The following is a 19002-nucleotide window of genomic DNA, read 5'->3' on the forward strand; positions in this document are numbered from 1 at the left end:
GCGGTAATGAATAACCCTTAATAATCAGATAATTAACTGGATATGTTGTCAATGCGTATCATGCCGTTGCTCAAGGCTGCCTGCCTGAGCCTGATGTTGTCCGCCTGTGTCGCCCCCCTGCTGATGATGAGCCCCACCAGCCAGCTGATGTGGGCCCTGCTCAAGCCGCTGGTCGGCTTCGATCCGAACGAGGCCAACCTGTTCGAGCAGCCGCTGATCAAGGACAGAATGACCGCCATGCTGGGGCCCAACTACGAGAGCACCATGCAGCTGCTCAAGACCGCCGACGAGCTGCAACAGGAGGGGCCGCTCTTTTACGTGGTCTCCCGCTACGCCCCCGTGCCGGACGTGGCCAAGCAGGCCGGCATGGTCTGGAACGCCGACACCAACCAGCTCGCCGTCATGGTGCAAAAAGGTGACGGGGCGACCCAGGTCTTCGGGGAAAACCTGACGGCCGCCACCCCGACCTGGCCCAGCGCCATGCAGGGCTGGCAGTCCCAGGCCACCCCGGCCGCCACGGCCCTGACCGGTGCCGGTCAGGGACTCACGGGCGCGGGCAGTTCTCTGCTGGGCACCATGATGGGGGGCCTGCAACAGAGCGCCAGCAAGGCCCTGTCCGACTCCACCAGACAGGTGATCGGCAGTGCCGCAACCACGGCGCAGCAACAAGCGACCAAGGCGGCGAGCGACTCGGCCAAGCAGGCCGTCAGCAGCGCCGCAACCACGGCGCAGCAACAAGCCACCAAGGCGGTGAGCGACAGCGCCAAGCAGGCCGTCAGCAGCGCCACCACCATCAGCGCCTCAACCACAGCGCAGCAGCAAGCCACCAAGGCGGTGAGTGACACTGCCAAGCAGGCCGTCAGCAGCGCCGCCGCCATCAGTGCCGCCACCACGGCGCAGCAGCAAGCCGCCAAGGCGGTGAGCGACAGCGCCAAGCAGGCCGTCAGCAGCGCAGCAACCATCAGTGCCGCGACCAGTACGCAGCAGCAAACCGCCAAGGCGGTGAGCGACAGCGCCAAACAGGCCGCCAGCAGTGCCGCCGCCATCAGTGCCGCCACCACAGCGCAGCAGCAAGCGACCAAGGCGGTGAGTGACAGCGCCAAGCAGGCCGCCAGCAGCGCAGCGGCCATCAGTGCCGCGACCAGTACACAGCAGCAAACCGCCAAGGCAGTGAGTGACGGCGCCAAGCAGGCCGCCAGCAGCGCCGCAACCATCAGTGCCGCGACCAGTGCACAGCAGCAAGCGGCCAAGGCGGTGCAGCAACAGGGCGAGAAGCGGGAAGCGACTTCCGGCACCCTGAGCGATCAGGCCAGGGCGGATGCCGAAGCGGAGCTGGAAAAGCTGCTTAACTGATTTTTTTAAGCGTCATGCCACCATAAAAACAGGCCATCACATGATGGCCTGTTGTTTATCTGACCCGTAGCAGGGGAAGATCAGAAATGGCGGTCCTGCTCGGTGGGCTTGGCACCCTTCTCTTCGCTGTGCTCGATGGCGGTGCGGATAAGGTCGACGCCGGCCCGGATGATCAGCACCCCCATGTTGACCAGCTTGACGCAGACCCACATGAAGGTGATGAGCAGGATCAGCTTGAGCACCGTCTGGAATGCCTCCAGGAAGTTCTGCTCCAGTTGGGCGGTGAGCCCGTTGGCGCTGCTCATCAGCCAGGTGTACACCTCGCGCACGAAGGGGATCCGGCTCGGCATCTCCAGCACGTCCAGCGCCGCAGGCAGGGCCTGGAAGATGACGATGCTGCCAAACAGTATCAGGATGACGCCGATGGCAATCCCCAGAAAGAAACCGAACTGTCGCATGAAGAGCCCCACAATGTAGTGAATGAGAAGAACAATAGCCGCCAATACTAGGGACTGCCCGCGCAGACGGCAATCCTTGCGTCCCCGACAGGGTCGGTGCCCCCTGCAAGCCATTGCCCGACCGTCTGATTTCTGTGACCCTTGTCCCCACTCCTTGCCCCTGGGTGTCATCATGTTTCGAGTCGTCTTCTGCCTGCTGCTGTTGCTGGGCGGTGCCCTGCCCGCCTCCCGCGCCGAATCCCCTCCCTCTGCGGCCGCCTGCGTGATCCGCCACCAGCAAGGGATCCTGCTGGTGCAGGACAGGCTCTCCTCGCGCTACAGCCTGAGCGGCGGTTACATCGACAGGGGGGAGACCCCGGAGCAGGCGGCCCTGCGCGAGCTGTTCGAGGAGACCGGCCTGCAGGGTCGCGTCACCGGCGAGCTGGGGCGCTGGCAACGGGCCAGGGTGTTCGCCTGCCAGACCCTGGAGCCCCTGCGGGTCCAGCGAGGGACGGGGTTTGTCTCCTTGCTCCAGGCCCCGGATCTCGGTGGCGAGATCCTGAACACCAGGCTGATCGCGGCCGCCGACCTGCCCCCTGACCAGCGTCGCTTCCCGGCGCAGCTCGACTGGATAGCCCCGAGGCTGGCCGAGGTGCCCGAGAGCCAGGTGCTGTGGGTGACGGATTTCAGCGACGCGGCCAGTGAGCTGCACCGCGCCGAGTTGCCGCTGATCCAGCGCCTGCAACGGTGGCTAGGGCCGGATGCGCTCTGGCCAAGGGCGGGCAATCTGCTGGGCTCGGCCCCCTTCCAGCTGGCGCTGCTGCCCTTGCTGCTGCCCCTGCTCGGCTGGTCCAGGCTGCGCCACCTGCTGTTTGCCATGGTGCTGCTCACCCTGGTGGTGAACCTGCTCAAGGCGGGCATCGGCTGGCCCAGGCCCTTCCACCTGCAACCCGAGCTGGCCCGCCAGAGTGCCCAGGGCTTCGGCATGCCGAGCGGCCACGCCGCCTCGACCCTGCTCTACTGGGGCCTGCTGCTTGGCTGGCTGCCAGCGCTGCGGGTTTGGCAGGGGGCCCTGCTGGCCCTGTTGCTGGCCGGCGTGGCCGGGCTGGCCCGGGTCTGGCTGGGGGTCCACTTCCTCTCGGATGTGGTGGCCGGCCTTGCCCTGGGGGCCCTGCTGCTGGCACTGCGCGCCCCGCTGGCGAAGCTGGCGGCGCGCCCGCTCCCCTGGGCCGGGGTGCTCATCGCCAGCGCCCTCTCGGCCTGGCTCACCCAGTCCACCGCCCTGGCCGGGCTTGCCATGTTCACCCTGGGGCTGGTATCGGGTAATCTGCTATCACTCGAACGGAGCCCCACCCCCGCCCTGCCCGCCGCGCTGCTGACCCTGGCAGGGGGACTGGTCGTGGCAGGGCTCCTGTTCCTGGTGCCCGCGCTCACCAGCAGCTCTCTGCTGATCCTCGCGGGACAAGGGTGGCTCTTTGGCTGCCTGGGGTTCTGGCTCAGCGCCGGGCTCTGGTGGTCGTTGTCCGCTATCCGTCACGGTGCCCGAACCGGGCGCTCAACCCCTCGTTAAGGGAATGCCATGAATATGAAAAAAGTGGATTTGGCCAAGATCACCCTGGGCTTGCTGTTCCTCAGCCTGCTCATCATCTCGTGCTTCATGGTCTTGCGCCCCTTCCTGCCCGCCCTGGTGTGGTCGACGATGATCACCATCGCCACCTGGCCCCTGATGCAGATGGCCCAGCGCCTGCTGTGGGGCAAGCGCACCCTGGCGGCGTTGCTGATGACCAGCATCTTGCTGCTCATCTTCGTCATTCCCCTCTTCATGACGCTGGCCAACGTGGCGGAGAAGGCCCCCATGCTCATCGAGCTGGGAACCGAGCTCAGCCAATCCCCGCCCCCCGAGCTGCTCTGGTTGCAGCAAGTACCCCTGGTGGGCGACAAGCTCTATGAGTTCTGGCAGCAGATCCTCGCGAGCGGCGGCCAGGTGCTGTTCACCAAGCTGGCCCCCTACTTCGGCCAGACCGCTCGCTGGCTGGCGGCCCAGGCCGGCAACCTCGGCCTGCTGTTCGTCCACTTCCTGCTGACCGTGGCCATCTGCGGCCTGCTCTACCACTCGGGAGAGAAGGCGGCAGAAGGCATTCGCCGCTTCGCCCACCGTCTGGCGGGCCAGCGCGGTGACAATGCGGTGGTGCTCGCCTCCCAGGCCATCCGTGCCGTCGCCATGGGGGTGGTGGTGACCGCCCTGGTGCAATCCTCGGTGGCGGGCCTGGGCCTGCTCATCGCCGGCATTCCCTATGTCATGGTGCTGGTGGTGCTGATGTTCCTGCTGATCGTCGCCCAGATAGGCCCCTTCCCGGTGCTGCTGGCCAGCGTCGGCTACCTCTACTGGAGCGGGGACACCACCTGGGGCACCTTCCTGCTGGTCTGGTCCCTGCTGGCGGGCACCATGGACAACTTCCTGCGCCCCTTCCTCATCAAGCGCGGGGCCGACCTGCCGCTGATCCTCATTCTGGTGGGGGTCATCGGCGGCCTGCTGGCGCTGGGGATCATCGGTCTCTTCATCGGCCCCGTGGTGCTTGCGGTGGGCTACACCCTGCTGGATGCCTGGATCAAGGAAGATGACCAGCCGGCGAGCGCTCTGGTGGAACCGCCCAAGGCGCCGTGACGATTCATTCATCCCCGATGCAAAGAGCCGCCCCAGGGCGGCTCTTCTGTTTATTACCGTCCCATGCAGGTTCGATTAGCGAAGCATAATCGGACGATCGAGATGCCGCTGTCCGGTGTGTCCATGAATCAGCGGCATCTGTCAGCAGGGAAATATTGATGGCTGTTATAGCGGGAGAATTGATTTACGCGAACGTCCGATTACCCCTTACGGCTAATCGAACCAACGGCTGGTCGCGGCGTTTAGAACCAAAGTTCGAACCGGAACGCCAAAACACGAACCAGGGTTCGAGTCACTCCTTCCCCTCCCCTGTTCCCTGCCGAAGGCGCCCGCCACAATGCCTGCACCATTGGAGGAGAAGACAAGATGAACGAACTGAGAGCAACACGGGCCCTCATCAGCGGCGGCGCCAGCGGCATTGGACTGGCCATCGCCGAGGCCCTGGCCAGCCAGGGGGTGGAGCTGATCCTGGCTTCCCGCCGCCTGGGGCTGCTGGAGCAGGAAGCGGCCAGACTGGAGGCGCGATACGGAGTGCGAGTCATGGCACTGGCGCTGGATGTGTGCGACGGCGATCAGGTGCGGGACGGCCATGCCCGGATCCGGGAACGGCTAGGCCCCGTCGATCTGCTCATCAACAACAGCGGGGTCGGCAGCGACCACCTGGTGCAGGATCTGCCGGAATCGGAGTGGGACAGGGTGATGGATACCTGTGCCAAGGGCACCTTCCTGCTGACCCGGGCCTGCCTGCCGGACATGCTGGCAAACCGCCACGGCACCGTCATCAACATCGCCTCCCAGGCCGCCAGGCACGGCTATGCCAGGGCCAGCGTCTACTGCGCCGCCAAGTTTGCGGTGCTGGGGTTCGCCCGGGCACTGCGGGAAGAGGTGCAGCACCAGGGCATCCGGGTCCACACCCTCTGTCCCGGGCTGGTGCAGGTGCCGCCCCCGGCCTGTCCGGGCGATCGCAAGCCCGGCTGGCTGCAGGTGGAGGATCTGGCCGAGGCCGTGCTCTACACCCTGCGCCAACCCCCTCACGTCCAGCTCGACGAGATCGGCATGACGGGGATCTGAGCGAGGCGCCATGGAACGCCAGCAAGAACAAGGGGCGCCGAGGCGCCCCTTGTTCTGCGTCACACCGCCAGAGGCGGCCTGCGCGTAAGATCAGACAGGCTGATGCAGGGTGATGCAGTGGATGCCGCCGCCCCCGGCCGCCACCGGGTCTATGTCTATCTGCACTATCTTGCGCCCCGGATAGAGGCGGGCCAGCAGATCCCGGCAATGGCGGTCGGCCCTGGCATCCCCGAACTGGGGAGCGATGACGGCGCCGTTGATGGGCAGGTAGTTGATGTAACCGGCGGCAAAGTCCGGGCTGCGGCTGAACTTGTTGTCCCGCCCGCCCAGGGGCGGCGGCAGCTGATGCAGCTCCAGCTTGTTGCCGTCGGCGTCCGTCGCCTGCTGCAGGATGGCGAGGTGCTGGCGGGTCACCTTGTAGTCGTAGGAGTCGGGATCGTTGTCCATGTTGATCACCACCACCCCGGGGCGCACGAAGCGGGCGTAGAAGTCCACGTGGGCATCCGTGATGTCCTTGCCCTTGATCCCCGGCAGCCAGATGATCTTGCGCAGCCCCAGGTTGGCCTTGAGCTCCGCCTCCACCTGCGCCTTGGTGAGGCCGGGGTTGCGGTTGCTGTTGATCCAGCTGCTCTCGGTCATGATGGCGGTGCCGTTGCCGTCCACCTCGATGCCGCCCCCCTCACCGATGAGCTCGCTCTGCAGGTAATAGGCATCCGTCTGCCGGCCCACCAGGGCGGCGACCCTGGCGTCATGGCTGTGCTCCTGCTTGTCACCCCAGCCGTTGAAATTGAAGTCCACCAGCCCGAGCCCTCCCTGCTCGTCCTGCACGAAGACACCGCCGGTATCCCGCAGCCAGATGTCATCCATCTCGGCGTGGACGAAGTGGGTGTTGCGCTCGCCGCACAGCTGGCGCGCCAGCGCCTCGTCATCCTCGTGGCAGAGCACGTTGACCCGGGTGTAGGGCACCATGGCCTGCACCAGCCGCCCTATGGTGGCCTGCACCTCCTTGTAGTGGCGACCCCAGATCTCGCTGGTGGCCCCGAAGGCCACCCACACCAGGGCCTGGGGGGAGGACTCCTCCGGCATGTGGTAGCGAGCGGCTGCGCCGGGCTCGTCGGCGGCGAAGGCCGCGCGGGCACCGGGCAGGCTGCCAAACCCGGCAATGGCGCCGAGGGCGACGAGTTGTTTCAATACGTGGCGTCGGGAAAACATCGTTCTACTCCTGGGTTCAGAGGCTGCTCTTGAAGCGAGTCCAGGCTCGCATGCGGGCACGCATCTGGGATTGTGCTATATCCTGACCCGGAATGAGCCGCTGGTAGCTGGCCTCGTCCAGGTAGATATCCGGGTTGGCCGTCATGGTGGCATCCACCATGGGTCTGGCCTTGGCACTGGCAGTCGGATAACCGGTGCTGTTGGTGATGGCCGCCATGTTGGCCGGGCGCATCACGAAGTTGATAAAGGCATAGGCATAGTCAGGATGGGGGGCATCCGCCGGGATCGCCATGGTGTCCATCCAGATGGTGCTCCCCTCCTTCGGCAATCGGTATTCGAAGTCGACCCGCTTGCCCGCCTCGGCGGCGGCGCGCCTGGCCTGGGTCATGTCGCCGCTGTAGCCCAGGGAGAGGCAGAGATCCCCGTTCACCAGCTGGGTCACCGGCTGGGACTGGAACTTGCGGATATAGGGTTTGATCCCCTTGAGCAGGGCCAGGGCCGCCTCCAGATCGTCCGCCTTGCCGCTGCGGGGATCCCGCCCAAGATAGTGCAGCACCACCGCCAGCACCTCGTCCGGGGAGTCGATGACCGAGATGCCGCAATCTGCAAATTTCGCCGCCAGCTCGGGCTTGAACAGCATGTCCAGGCTGCTGACCGGGGCATCCGGCATCCGCTGCTTGATGGCGTCCGCATTGTAAGTGAGCCCTATGGTGCCCCAGGTGTAGGGCACCACTGCCTCCTTCGCATGGGGGTAGGCCTGCTGCAACCGCGCCAGGCCGGGGTCTATGTCCCCCAGGTGTTGCAGCTTGCCCTTGTCGAGGGGCTGCAGGCTGCCCGCCCGCATCAGCCGCTCCGCCACCGTGTCCCCCGGGAAGATGAGGTCATACCCGCTGCGACCCGCCATCAGCTTGGCCTCCAGGGTCTCGCTGCTGTCCATCACGTCGTAGATGACCCGGATCCCGGTCTCCCGGGTGAATTCGCTCAGGGTATCGGGGGCGAAATAATCGGACCAGTTGTAGAGGCGCAGCACCTTCTCCTCTGTCGCCTCCCCCGCCCCTTCTGCGGCCTGGGCCCCCAGACCCAGCAGCAGGGCCAGCCCCATGGCTATCTTGGTCAAGGCGCTCATGATGGACGCCCTCCCCGCTGGCCCTGCCCATCCAGGCTCAGCAAGGCGCCATACATCTCGGGGCGGCGATCTCGATAGATGCCCCAGGCCAGCCGCTCCTCGGCCATGGCGGCGAGATCCAGCTCCCGCACCAGCACGCCCGGGGTATCCCTGTCCGCCTCGGCCAGCAGAGCCCCCTTGTGATCCGTGATGAAGGAGGAGCCATAGAAGCGCATCTGCAACTCGGGATCCCGGGTCGCCACCTCGCGTCCGATGCGGTTGGCGGCGATCACCGGCATGATGTTGGCGGCGGCGTGGCCGCGCTGGGTCAGCTGCCAGTGATCCCGGGAATCGAGCCCCTCTGCCCCCGGCTCCGAGCCGATGGCGGTGGGATAGAGCAGCAGCTCGGCCCCCTGCAGCGCCATGGCGCGGGCCGCCTCCGGGAACCACTGATCCCAGCAGATGCCGACCCCGATGCGGCCAGCGGCCGTGTCCCAGACCCGAAACCCCGTATCCCCCGGGCTGAAATACTCCTTCTCCTGATAGCCGATGGCGTTCGGGATATGGGTCTTGCGATAGACCCCGAGCAGGCGACCATCCGCATCCGCCATCGCCAGGGAGTTGAAGTAGGCGTTGCCCGCACGCTCGAACCAGCTGATGGGCAACACCACCCCCAGCTCCCGCGCCAGGGCCGAGAAGCGGCGCAGCACCCGGCTCTGCTCGAACGACTCCGCCAGCGCCAGATGGCCGTGGTATTGCTCGATGCAGAAATAGGGGGTGGCGAAGAGCTCCTGCAACAGCACCAGGTTGGCCCCCCTGGCGGCGGCGTCCCGTACCAGGCTCTCCGCTGTGTCCAGATTGCGCTCCAGCTCCCAGCTGCAAGCGAATTGTGTGGTGGCGACAACGATCTTGCTCATCCGGATACCCTCCCTGACACGCGTTCCCCCTGACAGGCAAACTGCATGGTTGCGACGACCTTGTTCATGAATCTCTCCTCCCTGATCCCGTCATGAGGCCTCGCAGACGCCTGACGAGGCCGCTCCAAACGCTTACCCCTGCACCGGCCAGGCCGGCTGCTGCTGGGTGATGCAGTGAATGCCGCCCCCGCCGTGGGCCAACTGGTTGATGCGCACCGGCACCAGCTGCCTGTTCGGGAAGGCGCGCCTCAGCACCTCCCCAGCCGCCTCGTCCGCACCTACGCCGTAGGCGGGCATGATGATGGCGCCGTTGGCGATGTAGAAGTTGGTGTAGGAGGCGCAGAACACCTCCGCCTCGGCGTCCACCGCCTCGCTCGCCTCGAACAGCTCGAGGCACTCGAAGGAGCGACCTCTCGCATCGGTGGCCAGGGCCAGGGCTCGGCGGTTCTCCCGCACCACGCGGCCATAGGTGGAGTGCCCGTCCAGGGTGGCGTCCACCAGCAGGTGGCCGGGGCGGCTGAAGGCGCAGACCCCGTCCACATGACCGTCCGTCATGTCACCGGTGACGTGGTCCGGATCCCCCGGCAGCCAGATAGTCTTCTCGATGCCGAGCAGGCGGCTGAAGATCCGTTCGATCTCCACTTTGGTCATGCCGGGATTGCGGTTGCTGTTGAGCAGCACCGACTCCGTGGTGATCAGGGTGCCCTCCCCATCCACATGGATGGCGCCCCCTTCGTTGGCGAGGAAGCTGCCGATGCACTCCAGCTCCAGGCTGTTAAGAACGCGTCGCGCCAGCCCCTCGTCCAGACCGTGGGCCGACTTGCCGCCCCAGGCGTTGAAACGCCAGCTGATCCCGGCGGTGCCAAGCTCGGGATGGCAGATGAAGGTGGGGCCGGAGTCACGGCACCAGCTGTCATCCACCGGCAGGGGAATGAAGCGCACCCCGTCGCCGCACAGGGCGCGAGCCTCCGCCTGTGCGGCGGGATCCACCACCAGGTTCACCGGTTCGAAGCGGGCGATGGCATTGACCACCCGGGCGAAGTCCTGCTGCACCTGGGGCAGGGTTACGCCCCAGCCGTTTTCCCACAGCGCCTTGTTGTGCGGCCAGACCATCCAGGTCGCCGCGTGCCGGCACCACTCCGCTGGCATGAACCAGCCCGTTGCCCTCATTCCCTGCTCGCGCATCTCAGCCTCTCTGATTAGGTACTATTAAGGTTATTGACGATGGGAATAGACTATTCTCCCCTTTGATGGGTAACAAACGATCGATTTTCGATAAAAGTGATAAGCGGAGCTAATCAATGATGTTCAAACACTGGCCCCCTCTCAACGTGCTGCGCGGCTTCGAGGCGGCGGCCAGGCTCGGCAGCTTTCATCAGGCGGCCCAGGAGCTGCACCTCACCCAGTCTGCCATCAGTCAGCAGATCCGCTCGCTGGAGGAGCTGCTTGGCCAGCCTCTGTTTCACCGCCAGGGACGTTCCGTCGCCCTGACCGACGCGGGCCAGGATCTGCTGGAGACGACCCAGCAGGTGCTGCTGCAACTGGCGGTGGGAATACAGCGCCTCGAGCAGTACCGCAAGCCGAACCAGCTGGTGCTCAACACCAGTACCGCCATCGCCCGCCTCTGGCTGCTGCCCCGGCTGGCCGACCTTCACACCCAGCATCCGGGCATCGATCTCTGGCTGTTCACCAGCGACGACACGCCGAACATGGCCGAGCAGACCATCGACATTTCGCTGCGCTGGGGGCTGGCTCCCCAGGCGGAATGCCGCCATCAGCCGCTGCTGGCGGATCGGCTGCTGCCGGTGGCGAGCCCGGCCGTGCTGTCACAGCCCGCGCAGGAGCGCACCACCCTGCACGGGGAGCGGGAGATGGACTGGCACCACTGGACCCTCAAGGGCGGCGACGATCTGCACCTGCAGACCCAGGGGCTCAACTTCTCCGATCCCGGCTTGTTGCAGGATGCGGCCAGCGCCGGGCTCGGGGTGGCGCTGGCGAGCGAGCTGCTCTCTCGCGACGCACGCCGACAGGGGTTGCTGCTGCCCCTCTCGTCCCACCGGGTGGCCGGGCCGAACTGGAACATGCTGATCCATCAGGAGAGCGAAGGCAGCCCCCAGTGCCGGGCGGTGAGCCAATGGCTCCAGCAGCAGTTTGCCGCAGAGGCTGCCACCCGGGACCAGGACGCGACACTCTGAGAGCGGTCACTGAATCGGGGCGGCAAGGGTGATTAAATGGCCCCTTCCCTTTTGCCGGATATCGCCGTGACCATGCCATCCGTTCCCCAGCCCCTCTCGTCCTGGCCCGAGCACCTGCAGGCCTCCTGGCTGCGCTGTGCCCACCAGACCAGCGCGTCCCTCTGGCATCCTCCCCACTGCGCCAGAGGGCAGACCCTGGAGAGCCTGCGCCAGCGCAAACGGGACCTGCTCACTACCGGCGAGATGGCGCTGGAGGATCTCTACGAGTTCATGGAGGGGCGCCCCTGCGCCCTGCTGCTCACCGACGAGAGCGGTTGCCTGCTGGCCCGGACCGGCCACCCCGATACCCTGCAGGCGCTGGCGGCACTCGGTTTTGGCCCAGGCGCGTTTTTCAGCGAGGGACGCATCGGCACCAATGCCGTCAACCTGGCGGCCCTGGAGGGGGTGCCGCTCTGCGTCAGCGGCCCCCAGCACTTCAACCAGCGTCTCCACCCCTGGCACTGCTGTGCCAGTCCTGTCTACAACAGCACCGGTCGCCAGGTGGCGATCGTGGCCCTGATCTGCCGGGTGGAGGAGGCCGCACCGGGGGATCTCGCGCTCACCGTCAGCGCCGGCCGCGAGCTGGCCAATCTGCTGCAGATGGAGCGCCTGATGCAGGAGTCCCAGCACCACTTGAGCGAGCTCTATGCCCTGCTGGATGGCATGGAAGACGGCGTGCTGGCCTGGGATCCCCAGGGGCGGCTGCGCTACCTCAACGCCCTGGCGGCCAGTCGGCTGCAACTCGACCCGGCTGTCTGCCTGGGCCAGCCCCTCGATCACCATCTGCTGATGCCCCAGCGCCTGCGTCTGGCCATCGCGGAGATGACCCCCCTGAGTCATGTGGAGGTGACGCTGGAGCGGCGAGAGACCCGGGGCGAGGCCTTCATCGACGCCCTGGTGAGCCTCAAGCCCCTGCCGGGGCCGGACGGGGTCAGCTTCATCGTCCTGCTCCATCCCACCGATCGGCTGCGCGCCATTCATCAACTGCGCCAGACGGTGCCCGAGCTCTCCGCCCTGGTGGGGGAGTCGAGCGCCATGCGCAAACTGCTGCGCCACGCCCGCCAGGCAGCCAGGGGACAGGGCCCCGTCCTGCTGCGAGGGGAAGAGGAGGTGGGCAAGGCCCAACTGGCGGAGGCCATCCACTTTGGCAGCGAGCGAGCCGCCGGCCCCCTGGTCATCTTCAACTGCCAGGCATGGCCGAGGGAGCGGATGGCGCTGGAACTCATGGGGTCCGACGAGGCGGGGCAGGAGCGGGCAGGCAAGTTCGAGCTGGCTCACGGTGGCACGCTAGTGCTGGAGCAGGTGGAGTGCCTGCCCGCCCCCATGCAGGCCGCCCTGCTGCAACTGCTCAAGACGGGGCGCATCCAGCGCTTCGACTCCGCCCGCATCCTGCCCCTCAGGGTGAGGATCATCGCGACCAGCAGCGCCCCGCTGGAGCAGCGGGTGCAGGAGGGGGGATTCGGGCGCCAGCTGCTCTATGCGCTGCAAGGGTGCGAACTCTGGCTGCCGAGCCTGCGGGAGCGCAGCGCCGATCTGCCCGGACTCATCCGCCAGCACCTGACGGTGCAGGGGGGCGAGCCGGGGCGCCAGTTCACCCCTGACGCCCTCGACTGCCTGCTGGCCTACCCCTGGCCCGGCAACCTGGGGGAGCTGCGCAGCGCCATCGAGTACGCCCTGCTTCATTGCAGTGAGGCACAGATCCCGCCCCGGGCGCTCCCGGCCGCCATCCGCCAGGGTCATTGCCTGCTGGCGGACGAGGTGGTGGGACAGCCGCTGCTCACCCTGGCGAAGCTGGAGCATCAGGCGATCCTGCGGGCCGCCCGTGCCAGCAAGGGCCAGGTCAGCCAGATGGCGCGCCAGCTCGGGATCAGCCGCACCACCCTCTGGCGGCGGCTCAAACTGCTCGACATCGATCCCGCCGACTACCACCACTGACCAGAACGCCCCTCAAAAAAAGCGGGCCCCGTCGTGACGGGGCCCGGATGGGGGAATGTTTCAGTCGCCGAAGCGATCCCGCGCCAGTTGCTGGAAGCAGCTCAGCGCCGCCCCGGCATCCTCCCCTCGCGCCAGCAGGATGAGCCTGTCCCCCTGGCGCACATCGAGCATGGCGAGCCGGCTCAGGCTGCGGGGATTCGCCTCTTTCTCCCCCTTTTGCAGCCTGAGTTCGGCGGCAAAGGGCTTGAGTGCCGCGACCAGCCGGGCGGCGGGGCGCACATGCAGGCCGTGGGGATTCTCCACCACCACCTCGCAGCGCAACCAGCCGTCGTCGGCAACGGGGGCAGCCTCCGTGGTGGCCTGCGCCGCACTGGCAGGCAGCATTCCCTGTTTCGGACCCAGGGCGCCAAGCGCCTCGGCAGCCACCTCGTCCAGCGTCAGGCCTGCGCCAGCGGCCACCACGGCGGCCAGAGTGCCCTCGACCAGCGGGGCGGGGCTGAGCCGCACCCGGGCGCTCAGCTCGGGGGGCAGCAGCTCGAGGGCGGTCTCGGCGCTCAGGAGGGCGCTGCCCAAGTCCATCAGCACCAGCACCCCGCTGCCGTCATCCGCCTCTTCCATCGCACTCATCACGGCGATGGCGTCGGTGCCGATGGGATGGGCGGGGTCATCGACCCCGGCCGCCAGCAACAGCTTCGCCGGGCTGCCGAGCTGATCGGCCAGGGCTTTCAAACCGGCCGCCAGCATGGCGCTGTGAGAGACCACTACGATGCCGATCATGTCACAACCTCGCTCTGTCACGCAGGGCGGTCAGCAGCAGCAGGGTCGAGGTGGCCCCCGCATCCTGATGGCCGATGCTGCGCTCACCAAGATAGCTGGCGCGCCCCTTGCGGGCCTGCATCTGTATGGTGGCCTCGGTGCCAGCTGCGGCGGCAGCCACCGCCTTGTCCAGCGCCTCGGGGAGCGGCAGGCCCTGTTGTTCCGCCTGCTGCAGGGCAGCCAGAGCGGGCCACCAGGCGTCGCACATGGTCTTGTCACCCGGCTCGGCGCGGCCACGGGAGACGATCCCCTCCACCCCGTCGCTCAGCATCTTGCCAAGCTGGCCGAGGGTCAGGCTCTGGCAGGCATCGCTGCTGGCCGCCGCCCGGATGAAGAAGGTGCCGTAGAGGGGTCCGCTGGCGCCGCCGACGGAAGAGAGCAACGTCATACCGGTGGTTTTGAGCACCTGGCCGATGTCTTTGTCCGCCACCGCGGGCAGCTTCTCCGCCACCTTGGCAAAGCCGCGCTGCATGTTGAGGCCGTGGTCGCCGTCGCCGATGTCGGTATCCAGCGCCGTGAGGTAGTCACGCTGCTCGGTGAAGATGTGCTCGCAGTCGAGCAGCCAGTTGACGATCTGATGCTTGCTTAACATGAATATTCCTCAGCAGCCGCGCCGCAGGGCGGGGGTGTGAACGGGGGCATCCCACAGGGTCATCAGCTCGTCATCCACCTTGAGCAGGGTGATGGAGATGCCGGTCATGTCGAGGGAGGTGCAGTAGGGGCCGATGAGGTTGCGCACCAGGTGGATGCCCGCCTCTTCGCATAGGGTGGCGAGGCGGCCATAGACGCCGTAGAGCTCGGAGATGGGGGTGCCGCCGAGGCTGTTGACCAGGACGATGACCCTGTCACCCCCATTGAGCGGCTCGATAAAGGTGTGCTCCTCCTGCCAGCTGCCGGTGCCTCTGTCCCAGTGGCGCAGAGTGCGGCCATAAGGGCTGTTGTCGGTCAGCTCCTTGAACATGTCGTCCACCAGGGCGTTGAGGTCGGTGAAGGGACGGCGTTCGATGCCCGGCTCGCCGTGGATGCCGACGCCGAACTCCACCTCGTTGTCAGCCAGGATGAAGGAGGGCTTGCCGGCAGCAGGCACGGTGCAGGCGTGCATGGCCACGCCTATGGTGCGGCTCTGGTTGTTGATGCGACGGGCCAACGCCTCGCAGCGCGCCAGATCGTAGCCCGACTCGGCGGCGGCACCGACCAGCTTCTCGCACAGCACTGTCGTGGCAACCCCGCGGCGGCCTGCGGTGTAGAGGCTGTCCTTCACCGCCACGTCGTCATCGATGAGGGCGAAGCCCACCTTGACCCCGTCACCGTGCAGCAGCTCGACCGCGGTCTCGAAGTTGAGCACGTCGCCGGTGTAGTTCTTCACCAGAAACAGCACACCGGCGCCGCCGTCGACGGCCTGACCGCACTCGTACATCTGATCCGGGGTCGGGGACGTGAAGATCTCGCCGGGGCAGGCACCATCCAGCATTCCTTTGCCCACCAGGCCACCGTGCATGGGCTCGTGGCCGCTGCCGCCGCCGGAGACGAGCGCCACCTTGCCCGTCACGGGGGCGTCGGCGCGGGTGATGTAGTGGGGTTCGATTCGCACCTTGAGCTCGGGGTGGGCAGCGGCCATCCCCATCAGTTGTTCACGGACCACGGCATCGACAGCGTTGATCAGCTTCTTCATGGCTCACTCCTTGGCTTGCCACCACACGGGTGGACAGATGGTTGATGCAGCCAGTCTAGCGAGCCATAGGGGGATAAAAATGACAGGGGTTTCGGTTCGGATCTGAAACAGCAAACAAAGCCTGACGTTTCAATCTGAAACGAGCGGATGGGGAAGATCCGGGAAAGTGTTAGCCGCCTCACAGCCATGAAAAAGGGCCCCGCAGGGCCCTTCTCGATAGCGTGAGGATTAGATGGCCCAGCCACCGGCGTAGAAGATCACCAGGGCCACGGCGATGATGACGGTGCCGATGTTGAGCTTCTTCCACTCGGCGGCAAACAGGCGGCCGACCACCAGGGCCACGAAGCCCAGCATGATGCCGGTGACGATGTTGCAGGTGAGCACGATGAAGACGGCGCACAGCATGCCGGAGAGGGCATCGACCGAGTCGTTGAAGTCCAGCTTGGTGACGTTGCCCAGCATCAGCAGGCCCACATACATCAGGGCCGGTGCGGTGGCGTAGGCCGGTACCAGATAGCTCAGCGGGGAGAGGAAGATCATCAGCAGGAAGAGCACGCCGACCAGAGTGGCGGTCAGACCTGTCTTGCCGCCGGCAGCGGTCCCTGCGGCAGATTCGATGTAGACGGCTGCCGGAGCACCACCTACCACGCCCGCCACCATACTGCTGACGGAGTCCGCAGTCAGGGCCTTGCCACCGCTGATGATGTGACCACGCTCGTTGATGAGGCCAGCCTGACCGGCCACGGCACGGATGGTGCCGGTGGCGTCAAACACGGCGGTCATCACCAGGGCCAACACGGTCGGAATCACCACCGGATTGAGGGCGCCCAGCAGATCCATGCTGCCCACCAGGGAGCCATTCTCGCCACTCAGGCTCGGCATGGCGAAGAAGCCCTTCCAGGTCACTTTCGGATCGAAGATAAGGCCGAGGATGGAGATGGCGATGATCACCATCAGGATGCCGCCCGGCACCTTGCGGCGCTCCAGGCCGAAGATGGCAGCCAGACCCAGCACCGTCATGATGACCGGGAAGGCAGTGATCTCGCCGAGCTGCACCGGCAGGCCAGCCCCTTCATTCTTGATCACCATGCCGACCCCGTTGGTGGCGATCAGCAGCAGGAACAGGCCGATACCGATGCCGGTACCGTGGGCGATGCCGGAGGGGAGGTTGTCCAGGATCCACTGGCGCACGCCGGTGACGCTGATCAGGGTGAACAGCACCCCCATCAGGAAGATGGCGCCCAGCGCGACCGGAATGCTCAGCCCCTGACCCAGCACCAGGCTGAAGGCGGTAAAGGCGGTGAGAGAGATGGCACAACCGATGGCCATCGGCAGCTTGGCCCAGAGCCCCATCAGCAGGGAGCCGAAGGCGGCGATCAGACAGGTCGCCACAAACACCGGGCCCTGCTCAAAACCGGCTGCGCCCAGCATGTTCGGCACGACGATGATGCTGTAGACCATCGCCAGGAAGGTGGTCAACCCGGCCAGCAGCTCCTGTCGCACCGTGCTGCCACGCTGGCTGATGGAGAAATAGGAATCCAGAAACCCGCCATTGCCGGCGCGGGCCGTCGTTTGTTGCGTTGCCATAGTTCATCCTGAAAGTGTGAAGGAAATCGTTTGCTTGCTGGCGCGCAAAATAGCAAGAATTTGGCGAGATTGCAGCGGATAAGCCTCCATTTCCCCGAAGTTTTTCATAAAAGGGCTCGTTGGAGGCCTCACTTTCCATGAGAGCGGCCCATCCCAAGCTTCTACACTCTTAGCTAGCCACGTTCCCATCTACCGGAGAGAAGCCCATGCACACAGGCAACCTGCTTGGCCAAATCCCCTCCCCCCTGCCCAGTGAAGTGTTCGCGGATCTGGTCAGTACCAACAATGTTCGTATCGAGCGCATTCTCTCCCAGGGGCAGCAGACCCCTACCGGAGAGTGGTTCGATCAGGATGAACACGAATGGGTATTGCTGGTGCAGGGAGAGGCCATCCTGGTCTTCATCACACCGGATACCGGGGTACAGGAACGCGTCCATCTGGGGCCGGGGGATTACATCAACATCCCGGCGCACCTTCAGCACAGGGTGGAGTGGACCCATCCGACCGAGACAACCATCTGGCTCTGCGTCTATTACTAGCAAGCTCACGGCTCAAGAAGGCAATGCTTCTGCTGCGAATATCGAAGAGGAGACCGTGGAGACGAAAAAAAGCCCAGTCTTTCGACTGGGCTTCTTAAGTAGTGGCGGAGCGGACGGGACTCGAACCCGCGACCCCCGGCGTGACAGGCCGGTATTCTAACCGACTGAACTACCGCTCCGCATTCGGTTAGCTTTCGCTAAATCTTTTGCCGCTTATTCTGAGGTGTCATCCTCGCAGCCAGTCACGTGATTCTTCACATAACCGTTTAATTGGGTGCCTGGCAGTGTCCTACTCTCGCATGGCGAATGCCACACTACCATCGGCGCTACAGCGTTTCACTTCTGAGTTCGGCATGGGGTCAGGTGGTTCCACTGCGCTATTGCCGCCAGGCAAATTCTTAATCCAGAAAGCTGATGTGTATAACGACTTCGCTAGTTTGCGTTGTCATTACCACTGAATTCGTAAGTAGTTCGCTCATTCGCTACAAGGCCAGAAACACTTCTTGGGTGTTGTATGGTTAAGCCTCACGGGTAATTAGTATGGGTTAGCTCAACGTATCGCTACGCTTACACACCCCACCTATCAACGTTGTGGTCTCCAACGGCCCTTTAGGACCCTCAAGGGGTCAGGGATGACTCATCTCAGGGCTCGCTTCCCGCTTAGATGCTTTCAGCGGTTATCGATTCCGAACTTAGCTACCGGGCAGTGCCACTGGCGTGACAACCCGAACACCAGAGGTTCGTTCACTCCGGTCCTCTCGTACTAGGAGCAACTCCCTTCAATCATCCAACGCCCACGGCAGATAGGGACCGAACTGTCTCACGACGTTCTGAACCCAGCTCGCGTACCACTTTAAATGGCGAACAGCCATACCCTTGGGACCGACTTCAGCCCCAGGATGTGATGAGCCGACATCGAGGTGCCAAACACCGCCGTCGATATGAACTCTTGGGCGGTATCAGCCTGTTATCCCCGGAGTACCTTTTATCCGTTGAGCGATGGCCCTTCCATTCAGAACCACCGGATCACTATGACCTACTTTCGTACCTGCTCGACCTGTCCGTCTCGCAGTTAAGCTGGCTTATGCCATTGCACTAACCTCCTGATGTCCGACCAGGATTAGCCAACCTTCGTGCTCCTCCGTTACTCTTTGGGAGGAGACCGCCCCAGTCAAACTACCCACCAGGCACTGTCCGCGAGCCCGATTCAGGGCCCTGCGTTAGAACATCAAACATACAAGGGTGGTATTTCAAGGACGGCTCCAGCGCAACTGGCGTCACGCCTTCAAAGCCTCCCACCTATCCTACACATGTAGGTTCAATGTTCAGTGCCAAGCTGTAGTAAAGGTTCACGGGGTCTTTCCGTCTAGCCGCGGGTACACCGCATCTTCACGGCGAATTCGATTTCACTGAGTCTCGGGTGGAGACAGCATGGCCATGGTTACACCATTCGTGCAGG

The 19002-nt window shown here is 65.0% G+C and carries 16 protein-coding genes, 1 tRNA gene and 2 rRNA genes (1 of these 19 only partly in view); 7 read left to right on the forward strand and 12 right to left on the reverse strand.

Translation table 11 applies throughout. The annotated features are described in order from the left end of the window. The first annotated feature begins 51 nt into the window (after positions 1 to 51). Positions 52 to 1353 carry a hypothetical protein gene (locus H7R73_RS21105; protein ID WP_103260903.1) on the forward strand — a complete coding sequence of 434 codons (1302 nt, stop codon included), beginning with the start codon at positions 52 to 54 and terminating at the stop codon, positions 1351 to 1353. Between the two features lie 80 nt (positions 1354 to 1433). On the opposite strand, the gene H7R73_RS21110 is transcribed toward H7R73_RS21105, so the two are convergent. Further along, the gene (locus H7R73_RS21110; protein WP_010675931.1) at positions 1434 to 1811 is read right to left on the reverse strand and encodes a hypothetical protein; all 378 of its coding nucleotides are present in this window, start codon (positions 1809 to 1811) and stop codon (positions 1434 to 1436) included. A 172-nt stretch (positions 1812 to 1983) separates the two neighbouring features. Between H7R73_RS21110 and H7R73_RS21115 the strand changes: the two genes are divergently transcribed. The 3 genes from H7R73_RS21115 (at position 1984) to H7R73_RS21125 (ending at position 5526) form a co-directional block, all read left to right on the forward strand. Continuing rightward, the gene (locus H7R73_RS21115) at positions 1984 to 3360 is read left to right on the forward strand and encodes a bifunctional NUDIX hydrolase/phosphatase PAP2 family protein (protein WP_103260904.1); all 1377 of its coding nucleotides are present in this window, start codon (positions 1984 to 1986) and stop codon (positions 3358 to 3360) included. A 9-nt stretch (positions 3361 to 3369) separates the two neighbouring features. Further along, positions 3370 to 4455 (forward strand): AI-2E family transporter YdiK, encoded by a 1086-nt coding sequence (gene ydiK, locus H7R73_RS21120; protein WP_161646895.1) that lies wholly within the window; start codon positions 3370 to 3372, stop codon positions 4453 to 4455. A gap of 366 nt (positions 4456 to 4821) precedes the next feature. After that, a complete protein-coding gene (locus tag H7R73_RS21125) occupies positions 4822 to 5526 on the forward strand; it encodes an SDR family oxidoreductase (RefSeq protein WP_042864806.1) in 705 nt (234 codons plus the stop codon). A gap of 90 nt (positions 5527 to 5616) precedes the next feature. On the opposite strand, the gene H7R73_RS21130 is transcribed toward H7R73_RS21125, so the two are convergent. From H7R73_RS21130 to H7R73_RS21145, 4 genes are all read right to left on the reverse strand, one after another. Then, positions 5617 to 6738 carry an agmatine deiminase family protein gene (locus H7R73_RS21130; RefSeq protein WP_182951405.1) on the reverse strand — a complete coding sequence of 374 codons (1122 nt, stop codon included), beginning with the start codon at positions 6736 to 6738 and terminating at the stop codon, positions 5617 to 5619. A 16-nt stretch (positions 6739 to 6754) separates the two neighbouring features. Continuing rightward, entirely contained in the window at positions 6755 to 7864 is a 1110-nt protein-coding gene (locus H7R73_RS21135; RefSeq protein WP_182951406.1) for an extracellular solute-binding protein, read from the reverse strand. Next, positions 7861 to 8760 (reverse strand): N-carbamoylputrescine amidase, encoded by a 900-nt coding sequence (aguB, locus tag H7R73_RS21140; RefSeq protein WP_103260908.1) that lies wholly within the window; start codon positions 8758 to 8760, stop codon positions 7861 to 7863. The genes H7R73_RS21135 and aguB overlap by 4 nt, the downstream gene beginning before the upstream one ends. Positions 8761 to 8892: 132 nt before the next feature. Continuing rightward, positions 8893 to 9945, reverse strand: coding sequence for an agmatine deiminase family protein (locus H7R73_RS21145; protein ID WP_103260909.1), 1053 nt, complete (start codon positions 9943 to 9945; stop codon positions 8893 to 8895). Positions 9946 to 10061: 116 nt separating this feature from the next. Here H7R73_RS21145 and H7R73_RS21150 point away from each other — a divergent pair, with 116 nt between their 5' ends. Continuing rightward, positions 10062 to 10955 carry a LysR family transcriptional regulator gene (locus H7R73_RS21150; protein ID WP_010675939.1) on the forward strand — a complete coding sequence of 298 codons (894 nt, stop codon included), beginning with the start codon at positions 10062 to 10064 and terminating at the stop codon, positions 10953 to 10955. A gap of 72 nt (positions 10956 to 11027) precedes the next feature. After that, positions 11028 to 12929, forward strand: coding sequence for a dihydroxyacetone kinase operon transcriptional regulator DhaR (gene dhaR / locus H7R73_RS21155; protein ID WP_103261196.1), 1902 nt, complete (start codon positions 11028 to 11030; stop codon positions 12927 to 12929). A 60-nt stretch (positions 12930 to 12989) separates the two neighbouring features. Here the strand turns inward: dhaR and dhaM are convergent, their stop codons facing one another. The 4 genes from dhaM to H7R73_RS21175 all read right to left on the reverse strand — a co-directional run bounded on the left by dhaM (position 12990) and on the right by H7R73_RS21175 (position 17004). Continuing rightward, positions 12990 to 13706: a dihydroxyacetone kinase phosphoryl donor subunit DhaM gene (gene dhaM, locus H7R73_RS21160; RefSeq protein ID WP_010675941.1), complete on the reverse strand. Its 717-nt coding sequence runs from the start codon at positions 13704 to 13706 to the stop codon at positions 12990 to 12992. A 1-nt stretch (position 13707) separates the two neighbouring features. Beyond that, positions 13708 to 14337, reverse strand: a complete 630-nt coding sequence (gene dhaL, locus H7R73_RS21165) for a dihydroxyacetone kinase subunit DhaL (protein ID WP_005306235.1) — start codon at positions 14335 to 14337, stop codon at positions 13708 to 13710. A 9-nt stretch (positions 14338 to 14346) separates the two neighbouring features. Then, positions 14347 to 15417, reverse strand: coding sequence for a dihydroxyacetone kinase subunit DhaK (gene dhaK, locus H7R73_RS21170; protein WP_103260910.1), 1071 nt, complete (start codon positions 15415 to 15417; stop codon positions 14347 to 14349). 228 nt (positions 15418 to 15645) lie between these two features. Then, positions 15646 to 17004: an NCS2 family permease gene (locus H7R73_RS21175; protein WP_103260911.1), complete on the reverse strand. Its 1359-nt coding sequence runs from the start codon at positions 17002 to 17004 to the stop codon at positions 15646 to 15648. 206 nt (positions 17005 to 17210) lie between these two features. Here H7R73_RS21175 and H7R73_RS21180 point away from each other — a divergent pair, with 206 nt between their 5' ends. Then, positions 17211 to 17543: a cupin domain-containing protein gene (locus tag H7R73_RS21180; protein WP_041214071.1), complete on the forward strand. Its 333-nt coding sequence runs from the start codon at positions 17211 to 17213 to the stop codon at positions 17541 to 17543. Positions 17544 to 17645: 102 nt separating this feature from the next. On the opposite strand, the gene H7R73_RS21185 is transcribed toward H7R73_RS21180, so the two are convergent. The 3 genes from H7R73_RS21185 to H7R73_RS21195 form a co-directional block, all read right to left on the reverse strand. Further along, a tRNA-Asp gene (locus H7R73_RS21185) sits at positions 17646 to 17722 on the reverse strand. A 97-nt stretch (positions 17723 to 17819) separates the two neighbouring features. Continuing rightward, positions 17820 to 17934: ribosomal RNA gene (rrf, locus tag H7R73_RS21190) — 5S ribosomal RNA — on the reverse strand. Between the two features lie 123 nt (positions 17935 to 18057). Next, positions 18058 to 19002 (reverse strand): 23S ribosomal RNA (locus tag H7R73_RS21195); it runs 1944 nt beyond the window's last position.

This window comes from Aeromonas sp. WP2-W18-CRE-05 (genome assembly GCF_014168615.1).
GTDB classification, from domain to species: Bacteria; Pseudomonadota; Gammaproteobacteria; order Enterobacterales; family Aeromonadaceae; genus Aeromonas; species Aeromonas caviae.